Here is a 13,881-nt window from a genome sequence, read left to right as displayed (position 1 = left end):
ATGATATTATATTCAAGTATTGTTTTATGCAGGTTAAGTAATGGAAATGATCCGGTCATGCCGGCTTAAACAACACCATTAGCTACTGAAACCTGATCTTGATGATCAGGAAGAACAATTTAGTCCTTATGGAATGATCTCTCGTTTCCGAAGGCAACTGGTTATTTTAGGATAGGAGGTGTAATCTATGTCTCGCAAATGTTATGTGACAGGTAAGAAACCGGGCACCGGTAACCACGTATCCCACGCTAACAACCGTAACCGTCGTACTTGGGGCGTAAACGTTCAGAAGGTCCGCATTCTCGTTGACGGCAAACCAAAACGTGTATACGTAAGCACCCGTGCACTGAAAGCCGGTAAAGTGACTCGCGTATAATCACGCAAAGCTACTATAAATCGGGTAAGCAAAAAGCACCTTGTTCCTTGCAGGTGCTTTTTTGGTATTCAGAAAAGCGATCTTGAATACGCTCATTAACATGTGGATGGCCGCCGCATGGCGCTTCGCAGGTACGAATTCCAGATAAGCCTGAGCCAAAGCGGCGGTATTCCCTGTTACCTTATCAATCTGATCAGTTCTTTTGAAACGTATTAAGAATCGCCTTTACAAACCCTCCCAAAAACTTCGGCAGTTTGAATGTGTAAAATTTCATAATTCACCCTCCCCATCATGCTCATGCGTCCGCCGTATCCTATGCTCCAGGCCTTCTTTACCTCAAACACGACAAAAAAGGCTACATGAGAAACCTGCTCATGTAACCATATTTATGCGGAACCTTCGATCCCTATTCCACAATGACAAGCCCGAAGATCAGGTCATTTACGTTTGGGAAGGAATATATTGATAGACAGCGATCATGAAAACACTCAGTAAATAATACAGTATGCTGAATATAACAAAAGTAACCCGATGTCCCGTACGATCAAATTTGCGGAAATACATAATAACAACGCCCACCCCGATCAATGACGTAATGGCATTATACGGGGATTGAATAACCGCAAACAAAGCAAGCACGAGTCCCGTCGCAAGACTCGCAGCCATCGTCCACAGCGTTTCCTTAAGGGTCATAGATTAGTCCTCGTAGCTACGGCGAATTTCAGTAATCGCAGCAGCACGATCCTCACGGCCAAATACAGCACTTCCGGCAACGAGTACATCTGCTCCAGCTTCCACTACGAGCGGGGCAGTGTCGGCAGCAATTCCGCCGTCTACTTCGATATGTACATCATGGCGTCCCTTTTCATTCAACCAGGTACGAATCTGCTTGATTTTGTTCATGGTACCCGAGATAAATGCCTGTCCGCCAAAACCAGGATTTACTGTCATGACAAGAACCATGTCAACATCATCAAGAACTTCCAGAATGGCACTAGCTGGCGTTCCCGGATTAAGGGCTACTCCTGCTTTTACTCCCTGCTCCTTGATCAGATGAATAACGCGGTGCAGATGTACACAAGCCTCAGCATGAACGGTAATTACCGCTGCGCCCGCTTTGGCAAATTCCTCAACATAACGCTCCGGATTCTCAATCATCAAATGCACATCGAGCGGCAAGCTTGTATGTGGAGCGATCGCCTTTACAATCGCAGGTCCAAGCGTAATATTAGGGACGAAATGACCGTCCATAACGTCAACATGAATCCAGTCTCCTCCTGCAGCTTGGGCTTCTGCTACTTCCGCACCAAGTCGGGCAAAATCAGCTGATAATATCGATGGGGCAATTTTAATCATGTTAATACCTCCGCTTCTTATCTTTCATTTCGGTAAGGAACAGCACATAGTGCTGATATCGGCTTTCGGAGATTAGACCTTCCTCCTTGGCCGCAAGCACACGACAGCCTGGTTCATGTGTATGGGTACAGCCTCGGAACTTGCACTGATCTGCAAACTGGGCAAATTCCCGGAAACAAGTAGAGAGTTCCTCCACACCGATCTCCAGGAAGTCCAGTTGGCTGAATCCCGGCGTATCTGCGACGAACCCGCCATTATCCAGGGGTATAAGTTCCACGTGTCTGGTGGTATGTTTCCCTCGTCCGAGACGCATGCTGATCGCATTTGTCTCCAGCGTCAGGCCCGGCATCAATGCATTTAACATCGAAGACTTGCCTACACCGGATTGTCCGGAGAATACGCTGATCTTACCAGCCAGACGGTCTCTAAGCAATTCACTGCCTTCACCGGTACGTGAACTTGTGGAGATCACTTCGTAACCCACCTGTTCATACAATGCCTTCACTTCAGCAATAGTATCTTTGGCTGGATCTGCCAAATCCAGTTTGGTCAACACAATGAGTGCATCCAGCCCCGCCTGCTCGATGTGAACAAGGAACTTGTCCAACAGATTCAGGTTCATATCCGGTTCCTTCACAGAGAACACGAGAACAGCCAAACTTACATTGGCTACAGGAGGACGGATAAGTTCCGTCTCACGCTTCCGAATTTCATCTACCGTTCCTTCTCCGTTCTCAGTCAACATGTAGCTGACGCGATCACCTACAAGCGGTGATGTTCCCCGCTTTCTGAAGATACCTCTGGCTCTGCATTGAACGGCGGAACCTTCAACCGAAGGAACCCCGTTGTCTTCCACTGGCATGACATAATAGTAACCGCTTAGCGCTTTAACGATGATACCTTCTGGCATAGCTCCGTCGCCCTCCTTTAGATGGTGGTACATTTACTCCAGACGCCAGCATAAGCCGCCCTTATGGACGGCTTGATGCGTTAACGACTTCCGTTTTCTTTTTCTTTTCCTTTGCCATGACCTTTATCGTTATTCAGGGCAGAGGTATCTTCCTCTTCATTGTCACCCTCACCATCTGCCGGTGTAGACTCAGGCTCACCCTCCTGGTTCGGGTCAACACTGCCTTCTTCACCACTACCTGCACCCGGATCAGGCTCATTCTCTGGCGGTGGCTGTGTGCTTTGTTCCGGGTCAATGGAAGGTACAATCACTGTTCCGTTTTTGGCTTCACTGTAGGAGACAAGATACGTGTCCAGGAACTGTCCATCTCGATACACGGACACAGCCCCATTTTCATTTGGAGCGAGCACAAGGGGAATAGTCAGCATCTGGGTTGAATTGACGGTGCGAGTTCCCCATTCCTGATTCTTGCCGCGTGCGTCTTCATATGTGATACGGATTTTACTGTTTTTGCCCTCTTCTTTGGGTGATACATTGATATCAAAAGGATATTGCAGCGCTTCAGGCGGATACCCTGTACTGATAAAGATCGTAATCTTATCGCCAGGACGTACGTCTGTGCCCGCTTCCACAGGCCATTGCTGCGTCACTTTGCCCTTTTCCACCGTATAACTTAGTTCTTCCTGCACCTGAGCAAGTTCCAGTCCAGCAGATTTAATTTTTTCTTCGGCTTCACTGCGGGTAAGGTTTTTCAGATCAGGCATTTTGATCGTTTCAGCGCCTTTACTTACGGTTAACTCAATCTGAACCACCTCTGGATCGAATTCCTCATTGACGCCAGGTGTCTGGGAAATAACAATACCTGAAGCCACATCATTGGAGAAATCATCTTTCCGCTGAATCTGATCTTCCTTAATACCAAGCTTAGTCAATTTCTTGACAGCTTCATCATAAGTCTCTTGTTTGACATCAATCATCTTCACAAGTTCTTTTTCTGCACCAACACTGATCTGGACCTCGGAACCTTCTTTGACGACATCGCCTTCTTTTCTGCTCTGGTCAAAGACAATACCGGGTTCGACACCTTCCTGATACAGACGAATGATCTCGTCACTGACGACGAGTCCTTTCTCCTCAAGTATTTCCCGAGCCTTTTCTTCCGTCTGGGTGATCACGTTAGGCACGGTAACTTCAGGTACAACCAGCATACCCTTGACATACCATACAACGCCCACCATGGCGATTAGAATAAGAACGGTTAATGAAATGAGTAATGCTGGCTTCTTCCAACTCTTAGCTTTCGCCTTACCCTTGCCAGTTTCTTCGTCAGACTCCATCACTGGCACTGCACCGGTCGATGTAACTCCGCGCGGTTCAGGCTTGATAGCTGGCATGACGCGAGTCTGGTCTATATCATCCTCATCCGGAAAATCAATCTTCGTTTCATTGCGTCTCTCCGGCATCAGGCAAGTTTCCAGATCGGTCTGCATTTCTTTGGCTGACTGATAACGTTCCTGCGGATTTTTGCGCATCGATTTCAGAATGACATTTTCCACACTTTGCGGAATCAAAGGATTGAATTTGCGTGGTTCATCGAACTCTTCCTGCAAATGCTTCAACGCTACACTGATTGGACTTTCCCCCAAAAACGGAAGTTGCCCAGTCAGCATTTGGTACAGTACGATCCCAAGAGAATATAAGTCCGATTTTTCGCCCGTAACGATGCCTTTGGCATGCTCCGGTGAGAAGTAATGCACAGAACCGACTACGGAACCTGTCTGCGTAATCGTTGTAGATGTAACAGCACGAGCGATCCCGAAATCCGTTACTTTCACACGGCCATTCCGGCCAATTAATATATTATGGGGTTTGATATCCCGATGAATGATTTGATTATGATGTGCATGATCAAGCGCATCTGCGATCTGGGAAGCAATTCTTACCGACTCGTCCACCTGCAGAGGCGCACGTTCTTTAATGATTTCATTCAGGTTTTTGCCTTCCACATACTCCATGACAATATAATGAACGTCATCTTCCTGTCCCACGTCGTAAATACTGACTACATTGGGATGAGAAAGTGAGGCTGCCGATTGTGCTTCCCTGCGGAAACGGCGAATAAACTCTTCGTCATGCACAAATTGCTGTCTAAGGACTTTGATCGCCACATTCCGGTTCAGCAGAAGATCCTGGGCTTTGTACACGAGAGCCATGCCGCCACCGCCGACACGCTCAATCACTTCATAACGTCCGCCTAGCTGGTGCCCAATCATGACTCACACCCCGTTTCCGTATCCACGGAACCTTCCTTCTGCAACTCGAACAATGCAACCGTGATGTTATCGTCTCCACCAGCAAGTAAAGCCAACTGAAGCAGTCGGTCTGCACGATCTTCCAATGCCAGTTCCAGATTGCCGGCAACCTGAATAATCTGCTCATTGCTGACCAGGTTACTGAGACCGTCACTGCACAGGAGAAGAACTTCGCCTTCCCCCAGCTTAACGGTATCCAGATCCACTTTCACTTCGGCATCTGTTCCAAGCGCACGAGTCAGCACGTTGCGACGTGGGTGATGTGACACATCCTCTTTACTGATCTGGCCGTTTTTGAACAATTCATTCACCAGTGTATGGTCCTCGGTCAGCTGGATCACAGCTTTGTTCGCAATTTTGTAAGCTCTGCTATCACCGATGTGTCCAATCACACCTTCCGTATCGTTCAATAACGCTGCAACCACCGTTGTTCCCATGTTGTGGTACTTGTCATCTGTAGATGCCGTGCGGAATATAACTTCGTTGGCATGCAAAATAGCATCGCTGAGAGCTGCAGACAGAGACGCATGCGACAGACCTGGTTCCAGCGTTCCCAGATCGTGCACCAACGTCTCCACTGCCAAGCGGCTTGCCGTATCCCCTGCGAGATGTCCACCCATGCCATCGGCAACAATACCCAGAATATATCCTGTATCGAGATTACGAATCCAGGCTGAATCTTCATTCACCGAACGCACCCGTCCGATATGGCTCACATGAACTGTTTTGATCAAAACGTTCTCACCTCAACTCCATATGCTTTGCACGAAGCTGACCGCAAGCGGCAGCAATATCATGTCCCTGTTCACGACGAATGGTTACATTAACACCCTGTTCCGAGAGAATCTTCTGAAAATTGAAAATGTCGCTTCTCGATGTTCTTACATACTTGCGTTCAGGAACATGGTTAACCGGAATCAGATTCACGTGGCACAACATGTTCTTAAGCACGCTTGCCAGTTCTGCTGCATGCTCTGGCTGGTCGTTTACCCCACCAATGAGTGCATACTCAAACGTAATTCTCCGACCTGTTTTGGCCAGATAATAACGAAGGGACTCCATCACGTCTTCGAAAGGAAAACGACGGTTAACCGGCATCAATTTCGAACGCAATGCATCATTCGGTGCATGGATCGAAATGGCGAGGTTGATCTGTGTATCTTCATCTGCAAACTTGTAGATGTTCGGAACGATCCCGCTCGTTGAAACTGTGATATGACGCTGACCGATATTCAATCCTTTTTCATGAATCATAATACGCAAGAAAGTCATCGTTGCTTCATAGTTTTCGAACGGTTCACCCGAACCCATGATTACAATGCTGCTGACACGCTCGCCGCGTTCATCCAAAATCTTCTGAGCCTGCACAACCTGGGCAACAATCTCCCCAGCTGTAAGGTTACGCTTGAGACCACCCAATGTGGATGCACAGAACGTACAACCAATACGACAACCAACCTGTGTGGTTACACAGATGCTGTTCCCGTAGTTATGCTTCATGATTACTGTCTCAATGGCATGATCATCATGAAGACCAAAGAGGAATTTAACCGTTCCATCCTTGGATTCAAACTTGGTAATTTCCTTAAGCGTTACGAATTCAAATTGCTCTGTCAGTTTTTCACGCAATGGCTTGGACAGATTCGTCATTTCACTGAAATCATTCACGCGTTTTACATAAATCCAGTCAAAGATTTGGCCACCGCGAAACGCCGGCTCTCCATTCTCCACAGCCCATTGCTGCAGTTGTTCCAGAGAATAATCATATATAAAAGGTTTCATTTTGTTGTCAACACCTATTCCTTCTTTTCTTTTCGTTGGCTTCCTTCTTTTCGTTCCATTCGTCCTATTCTATCACAAAGACCACTTTACATCCATGTATACCCTTGATGTCTGTACTTCATGCATTATAACACCTCAATGCCACCATCGCACCCTGTCATCCCTTTTGTCTGACCAAAATTTCGATGTCCTATCACAAAGAAATCCGCCGAAGTTCCCCTCGGCGGCCATCCTTCCGTGCTCTATTAAACTGTTATTCCACTGTTTTTGTCAACCGTGCGATGAAAAATCCGTCGCTGTGAGCGTATTGTGGCAAAATCTGAACGCCACCGTTGACGACCTTCAAGTTCTCTGTCTCCGCTTCGGACCAAACAGACGTTTCCACAGGACTATATTCCGGATGTCGCTTCAAAAAGTCTGCAACCATATCCTCATTCTCAGCAGGCTCAATCGTACAAGTGCTATAAACCAGAATACCGCCTGGTTTTAACAACGGGGCAACCCGATCAAGCAGTTCACGCTGCAGGCCTGCGATATCTTCGATATCTTCTACGGATTTGGTCCATTTCACATCTGGCTTGCGACGAATAACACCGAGACCGGAACATGGTGCATCCAGCAAAATACGGTCAAACGACGCTTCCGGGTACCGCTCATTCAGATCGAGAGCATCCCCTGATACAGCATCGATGCAACTTAGACCGAGACGCTCCGCCTGTTCCAGGATCAGCTGGCGCTTGTGGGCATGTACATCGTTAGCGATAATACGACCGCGATCGTGCATTTTTTCCGCCATGTGAGCTGTTTTACCCCCTGGCGCTGCGCAGCAATCCAATACGAGCTGGTCTTCTTCAGGCGAAACCGCTTCAGCGACGAGCATGGAACTTTCGTCCTGTACAGAGAACAATCCGTCCCGATACCAGGACGTTAGAGCCATGTTTCCACCACTACGTACAAGAATACCATCGGAACTCAGCCGAGAAGCTTCAACAACTGCACCTGTGCTGCTCATCTCATGCATCAGTTTCTCCCGTGTGGTCATCGTAGTGTTGACCCGAACACTCACCGCTGGCGGCTCGTTATTCGCACGACAGATCGCTTCCGCCGTCTCCTCGCCGTACTGGGCAATCCAGCGTTCAACCATCCATAACGGGTGGGAATGCTCAAGTGAAATACGTTCAGCAGGGGGCAGATGTTCTGGAATACGAAGTTCATCCCGATTGCGGATCATATTGCGGAGCACTCCATTCACCATGCCCGAGATTCCCTGATGGCCCAGTTTCTTGGCCAGATTGACCGCTTCGCTCACCACGGCATGTTCCGGAATACGATCCAGGTATATCATCTGATATACACTAATCCGCAGCAGGCTGCGAACCCAAGGTTGCAGTTTGGATACCCCTTTGGCAACGTAACGTTCCAAGAAGTAATCAAGTGTATTCAATCTAGCGATTGTTCCGTACACCAATTCGGTAGCTAGTCCGGCATCCGCGGGGCTTAAATCCGCCTCTTTCAGACGACGGTTCAACTCCAGATTACTGTATGCTCCATCTTGCTCAACTGCACTGAGCACCTTCACTGCCAAGGCACGAGCAGATGTTTTGGGTTTCTGGGAGCGAGATGCACCATTAGCGGAAGCATTTCCTGCGCCACCCAATTTACCCGAATTCGGACGACGGTTTCCTTCACGCCCCGATGTATTACCGCTCATCGCAGCACCATTCCAGGTTTCAGTGTACCACCGCGAGCAAAGTCAGCGGCTTGCATCACCTTTTTGCCTGCAGGCTGCACCTCAGTTAACCAAAGTGAGCCATTACCTGTACGAACTTCAATCCCTGCTTTGTTCAATTGCAACACTGTTCCCGGCTCTGCTTGTCCAGCATCCGAAGAAGTTGCCAGATCCACCTGATCGGGGTTAGCCGCAGCCCAGATCTTGAAGACCTGATCATCCCACATCGTAAATGCACCCGAAAATGGCACAAGGCCGCGGATCTGATTGAACAATTCACGTGAAGTACGACTCCAGTCCATTTTCTCGTCTTCCCGAGTCAGATTACGAGCATACGAAGCCTCGGCATCATCCTGAGGGACAGCCGTTGTCTCGCCCGCAATTAATCGTGGCATTTCTGCCTGAAGCAGTTTGGAACCAGCCTCACTTAATTTATCAAACATCGATCCTGATGTATCTTCATCCGTAATCGGCAGTTCCACACGCGAGATCATATCTCCGGTATCCAGGCCTTCAGCCATATACATCAATGTGACTCCTGTCACGGATTCTCCGTTAATAATGGAACGTTGGATCGGGGCTCCTCCACGATATTTCGGCAAAAGAGAGCCATGCACGTTCACACAACCGCGAACAGGCATATCCAGCACGGCTTTGGGCAGAATCTGTCCAAAGGCCGCGGTCACGATCAGATCCGGCTTCCATTCAGCCAAGCGGGCTACGGCTTCCGGATCACGCAATTTAACAGGTTGAAACACCTGCAGACCGTGGCGTTCTGCCGCGGCCTTAACCGGTGTTGGCGTAAGTACTTTTTTGCGCCCCTGTGGTTTATCTGGCTGAGTCACCACACCCACCACATTGTACCCCTCTGCAATCAACATATCGAGAGAAGGAACTGCAAATTCAGGTGTTCCCATAAAAACAATATTCAAATCGATCACTCCTTAATTACGACGCGGTCCCGTTTGATCTGCTGCAATTTCGTACACTTTCTCGGCGATATCCGTAAAGAGTACGCCATCCAGATGATCAATTTCATGCTGGAATGCGCGGGACAGCAGGCCACTACCCGTAATAATCAACTCTTTACCTTCACGATCCAGACCTTTGACTGTCACAGTCTCAAAACGGCGAACGTCACCATTAATTCCAGGGATACTCAGACAACCTTCCGGTCCGAATTGCTCTCCCTCACTTGCAATAATCTCCGGGTTAATCATCTTGATCAGCCCTTGCTCATCACCTGCGTCAATTACGATCAGACGTTTCAAAATGCCGACCTGTGGTGCCGCAAGACCCACACCTTCCGCATCGTACATGGTGTCAGCCATATCATCCAGCAATTTTTGTACGTTTGGTGTAATTTTGGTTACTTCTTTGGCTCTCTTGTGGAGCACCTCATCTGGTTCTTGCACGATAATGCGAATCGACATGTTGTAAGCACCTTCCTAATCCTCATCATAATTTCAGGACGATATCTGTATTTTTGGGGTATTCATTTAATCTATGTTTATACCGCTTGTTTACATCCGCATTGCTGCAGAATGCTTACATTAACATTTGCGGGTCTACATCCAGACTAATAAGCAATTTCTGCGCCTGAACATCATCGTCCATGCGCCGGGCCGTTGCCAGAGCAAGTCCTATGGCGTCTACATCCCCCCGCCATTTTATCATACATTGGAATCTGTATCTATTCTTGATCCGAGGAATCGGGGACGCTACCGGCCCTAGCACATCAAAGGCATCATTGCTGAAACGATCCAGACTGCCGAGCCATCCGGCCGCATTAGCCTTCTCTTTCAGTATCCGCGTATAGTTCTCGGCAAGACGAATCAATACCGGAAGTTGCTCATGCGAAAAGGTCACCAGAATCAGGCGACAGTAAGGCGGATATTGCAAATTGCGGCGGTGCAATAGTTCCTCACGGACAAACGATACATAGTCATGCTGACTCGCATGCCCAATGGAGTAATGCTCCGGCGTGTAGGACTGGACAAACACTTCACCAGGCAATTGGTGCCGACCAGCTCGGCCAGCTACCTGTGTTAGCAACTGAAACGTTTTTTCGGCAGCACGAAAATCAGGTAAATTCAGTGCTGAATCCGCTGTTATCACGCCAACCAGGGTTACATCCGGGAAATCAAGTCCCTTCGCAACCATCTGGGTGCCCAGTAATACATCTGCCTTTTTCTCACGAAACTGTTTCAACAGCTTCTCGTGCGCCCCTTTTTCTGTTGTCGTATCCACATCCATTCGAATGACCCGAATACCTGGAAAGAGCTTCGCGAGCTCTTCCTCGACTCGCTGCGTACCTGTACCAAAATATCGAATATGCTCACTTCCACAATCCGGGCACACTTCCGGAGCCGCTTCCGCATACCCGCAGTAATGACAACGGAGATTATTGGAGCGCTGATGGTACGTTAATGAAATATCACATTCGGGACAGCCCGCCACATATCCACAACTTCGGCACATGACAAAGGTCGAATATCCACGGCGATTCAGCAGAAGCACCGTCTGTTCACCACGTTCCAAACGCTCCTCCAGCCCTTTATGCAAAGCCCTGCTGAACATGGAGCGGTTGCCATCCTTCAACTCTTCACGCATGTCAACGATCCGCACTTCAGGCAGCTTGTTCCCCAGTGCCCGAGTTGGCATCTCCAACAAGAGTGGTGCAAAATCATCATTACTCTGCGACCGTGCAGCGTAATAACTTTCCAGCGAAGGTGTCGCTGAACCCAGAACGACCACGGCCTGATGCTGCTGTGCTCTTTTTACCGCAACATCACGGGCATGATATTTCGGAGTTTCCTCCTGTTTGTAGGAAGTCTCGTGTTCTTCATCCATAATGATCAGTCCAAGCCGACTGAACGGAGCAAATACCGCTGAACGTGCCCCAATCGCAACCTTCACCTGGCCCTCACGAATCTTGCGCCATTCATCATAACGTTCACCGCCAGACAGACGACTGTGCATGACAGCAACCTGGTCACCGAAGCGCCCTTTGAAACGCTCTACCATCTGTGGTGTCAATGCAATCTCGGGCACCAGTACGATGGCCTGTCGATCCTGCTCGATGCATTGTTGAATGGTTTGAAGATAGACTTCTGTCTTGCCGCTACCCGTGACACCATGCAGCAAAAATACCCCATGGCGCTGTTCCTGCAATCGGCCATTGATATTGTCGTAGACATGTTTTTGTTCATCGGTCAGTACCAGCGGTTCAGTCGCTTTGAACTTTCTGCCTTGATAAGGGTCACGAAAAACCTCGACGTCCTCGGTTACAATCAGTCCCTTTTCCTCCAGACCCTTGATCGTTGCTGCCGATACCTGCAATGTAGATAACACTTCTTTCATCGGCATGGGCAGAAGCTCTTTCATTTCCAGCAAAAAAGCCAGAATCTCCTTCTGCCGCTGTGCTTTCGCCGGGAATGAAGCAAGTGCTTCCTGAGCAGCAGCAATATCTACAGCCAGATCAACGGACTTCATCGTTTTTTTATTCAACTTGTCCTTGATGGCCTGACTTTCCAGCAGCACACCACCAAGCAATAATTTCTTGATTAGCGCAGCATGATTCGGATATTTCCGACTGAGCTGTTGCAGGGGTACCTGACCCCGACTTTTGACAAAACGGATGATATCCTGCTGCACCTTCTCGGTCGTAGACTCTTGTCCCCAAACAAATAACACCTCATCATCCGGTTGTGGACTGGCGATCTCTCCGTCCAGTGCATCTCCCAATGAGATGTATCGTTCTGCTTTCCCTTTCAATGCCGTCGGTACCATCACCTGCAACGACAAAATCCGATTACTGGCATAACGTCCACTCATCCATTCGGCCAGTTCAACCAAATCTTTTGACAATGGGGGAACAATGTCCAGCAACTCCTGAATTTGCTTCAGTTTGAATGATTCCTCCCCGGTACGTGGCACAAGATCAATCACGAATCCCTGCACCGTCCGATGGCCAAAAGGTACACCCACTCGGCTGCCAATCTCGATCCATTCCCTCATCGATTCAGGTACCAAGTAATCAAACGGCCGGTCTGTTTCCTTCACAGGAACATCGACAATGACCTTGGCAATCTCCATATCCTAATTCCTCCCGGCAATGCGCTCCGCCGCAATCCGGAGCAACCGATGAGCCACATCGTGCTTGGCCATCACTTGAAGCTCCTCCACCAAACCCTCCCGGTCATAGATATGTACCGCGTTGGTGTCTGTTCCAAATCCTGCACCCGTTCGGGTTACATCATTGGCTACGATCAGATCACAGTTTTTCCGTTCCAGTTTCTCACGTGCATACATCTCAACCGACTGAGTTTCCGCAGCAAAACCAATCAAAAACTGATGGGTCTTCTGTTTGCCCAGCGTTTCAAGAATATCTATATTTTTAACAAGTTCGAGCGACAGCGTGTCGCCTTTCTTCTTGATCTTCTCAGTGTAAACTTCCTTTAGACGATAATCGGCAACTGCCGCCGCCTTAACCACGATATCTGCATCATCCCACTCGTGTGTTACTGCTTCATACATATCCTGTGCAGACTGTACTGGGATCAACTCAACGCTCTCCGGTGGCTTCTCTTGGGTATTGCCCATAACCAATTTCACATCTGCCCCCAGTTCACGCGCAGCTGCGGCTATGGCAAATCCCATTTTACCAGACGAATCGTTCGTAATGTAGCGTACTGGGTCAATACGCTCAATCGTGCCCCCAGCCGTAACAACAACCTTCTTGCCTTGTAACAGTAAATCTTGTCCCTTCTGAACTCGAGCTGCAGATCCACGCTGTTCAAAGAAACGCTCTACCACATCAACAATGGTCTCCGGTTCTTCCAGACGTCCCTTGCCCACATAACCACATGCAAGCTGTCCTTCACCCGGCTCAATCATTAAGGTTCCCCGTTCAGCAAGCAGATTCATATTATGCTGTACAGCCGGATGATCATACATATGTACATTCATGGCTGGGGCAATCATGACAGGAGCAGTCGTGGCAAGAAGAGTTGTTGAGAGCATATCATCTGCCATGCCATGCGCCATCTTCGCAATCACATTCGCAGTAGCCGGGGCAACCAGAACAAGATCCGCCAGATCGGCCAGATGAATATGAGATACGACTGCTGGTTCACGTTCATCAAATGTATCGGTATATACGGTGTTTCGGGTCAACGTTTGCAGCGTTAATTCGGTAATAAACTGTGTAGCGGAAGCTGTCATAATCACATGAACATCCGCTCCCTTTTGCACCAGTCTGCTGCATAATGTTGCCGCTTTGTAAGCGGCTATGCCGCCAGTCACACCAAGCACGATTTTTTTACCGTTCAACATGTTTATTTCCCCCGATATTTATACGACGTCTAAAGAAGATTCCGTTAAAATATGCTTATTCGTAAAAAAATAACAACCT

At 48.5% G+C, this 13,881-nt stretch carries 13 protein-coding genes; 1 reads left to right on the top strand and 12 read right to left on the bottom strand.

Annotated elements, in window-relative coordinates:
- Positions 1–187: 187 nt before the first annotated feature.
- The gene (rpmB, locus tag WFI24_RS19885) at positions 188–376 is read left to right on the top strand and encodes a 50S ribosomal protein L28 (protein ID WP_017687459.1); all 189 of its coding nucleotides are present in this window, start codon (positions 188–190) and stop codon (positions 374–376) included.
- A 193-nt stretch (positions 377–569) separates the two neighbouring features.
- Here the strand turns inward: rpmB and spoVM are convergent, their stop codons facing one another.
- The 12 genes from spoVM to coaBC form a co-directional block, all read right to left on the bottom strand.
- Positions 570–650, bottom strand: coding sequence for a stage V sporulation protein SpoVM (spoVM, locus tag WFI24_RS19880; protein ID WP_019424875.1), 81 nt, complete (start codon positions 648–650; stop codon positions 570–572).
- Between the two features lie 167 nt (positions 651–817).
- Positions 818–1,069: a hypothetical protein gene (locus tag WFI24_RS19875; protein ID WP_062835351.1), complete on the bottom strand. Its 252-nt coding sequence runs from the start codon at positions 1,067–1,069 to the stop codon at positions 818–820.
- A 3-nt stretch (positions 1,070–1,072) separates the two neighbouring features.
- Positions 1,073–1,732 carry a ribulose-phosphate 3-epimerase gene (rpe, locus tag WFI24_RS19870; RefSeq protein WP_336763589.1) on the bottom strand — a complete coding sequence of 220 codons (660 nt, stop codon included), beginning with the start codon at positions 1,730–1,732 and terminating at the stop codon, positions 1,073–1,075.
- Position 1,733: 1 nt separating this feature from the next.
- The gene (gene rsgA, locus WFI24_RS19865; RefSeq protein ID WP_145322826.1) at positions 1,734–2,642 is read right to left on the bottom strand and encodes a ribosome small subunit-dependent GTPase A; all 909 of its coding nucleotides are present in this window, start codon (positions 2,640–2,642) and stop codon (positions 1,734–1,736) included.
- 80 nt (positions 2,643–2,722) lie between these two features.
- Complete coding sequence (gene pknB, locus WFI24_RS19860) at positions 2,723–4,915, bottom strand: Stk1 family PASTA domain-containing Ser/Thr kinase (protein WP_336763587.1); 2,193 nt, start codon at positions 4,913–4,915, stop codon at positions 2,723–2,725.
- A complete protein-coding gene (locus WFI24_RS19855; protein ID WP_336763585.1) occupies positions 4,912–5,688 on the bottom strand; it encodes a Stp1/IreP family PP2C-type Ser/Thr phosphatase in 777 nt (258 codons plus the stop codon). Before WFI24_RS19855 ends, pknB begins: the two co-directional genes overlap by 4 nt.
- A gap of 7 nt (positions 5,689–5,695) precedes the next feature.
- Positions 5,696–6,736, bottom strand: a complete 1,041-nt coding sequence (rlmN, locus tag WFI24_RS19850) for a 23S rRNA (adenine(2503)-C(2))-methyltransferase RlmN (RefSeq protein ID WP_036614609.1) — start codon at positions 6,734–6,736, stop codon at positions 5,696–5,698.
- A 253-nt stretch (positions 6,737–6,989) separates the two neighbouring features.
- A complete protein-coding gene (gene rsmB / locus WFI24_RS19845) occupies positions 6,990–8,447 on the bottom strand; it encodes a 16S rRNA (cytosine(967)-C(5))-methyltransferase RsmB (protein ID WP_336763582.1) in 1,458 nt (485 codons plus the stop codon).
- Positions 8,444–9,397: a methionyl-tRNA formyltransferase gene (gene fmt / locus WFI24_RS19840; protein ID WP_336763580.1), complete on the bottom strand. Its 954-nt coding sequence runs from the start codon at positions 9,395–9,397 to the stop codon at positions 8,444–8,446. The genes rsmB and fmt overlap by 4 nt, the downstream gene beginning before the upstream one ends.
- Before the next feature lie 12 nt (positions 9,398–9,409).
- Complete coding sequence (gene def, locus WFI24_RS19835; RefSeq protein ID WP_145322836.1) at positions 9,410–9,898, bottom strand: peptide deformylase; 489 nt, start codon at positions 9,896–9,898, stop codon at positions 9,410–9,412.
- A gap of 115 nt (positions 9,899–10,013) precedes the next feature.
- Positions 10,014–12,563: a primosomal protein N' gene (gene priA, locus WFI24_RS19830; RefSeq protein ID WP_336763578.1), complete on the bottom strand. Its 2,550-nt coding sequence runs from the start codon at positions 12,561–12,563 to the stop codon at positions 10,014–10,016.
- Between the two features lie 3 nt (positions 12,564–12,566).
- Entirely contained in the window at positions 12,567–13,802 is a 1,236-nt protein-coding gene (coaBC, locus tag WFI24_RS19825; protein WP_336763576.1) for a bifunctional phosphopantothenoylcysteine decarboxylase/phosphopantothenate--cysteine ligase CoaBC, read from the bottom strand.
- Between the last annotated feature and the right edge of the window lie 79 nt (positions 13,803–13,881).

The organism is Paenibacillus sp. USHLN196 (assembly GCF_037144955.1).
Lineage (GTDB): Bacteria > Bacillota > Bacilli > Paenibacillales > Paenibacillaceae > Paenibacillus > Paenibacillus xylanexedens_C.
Note: the sequence above shows the minus strand (reverse complement) of the source record. Positions and strands in the feature narration are given on the sequence as shown.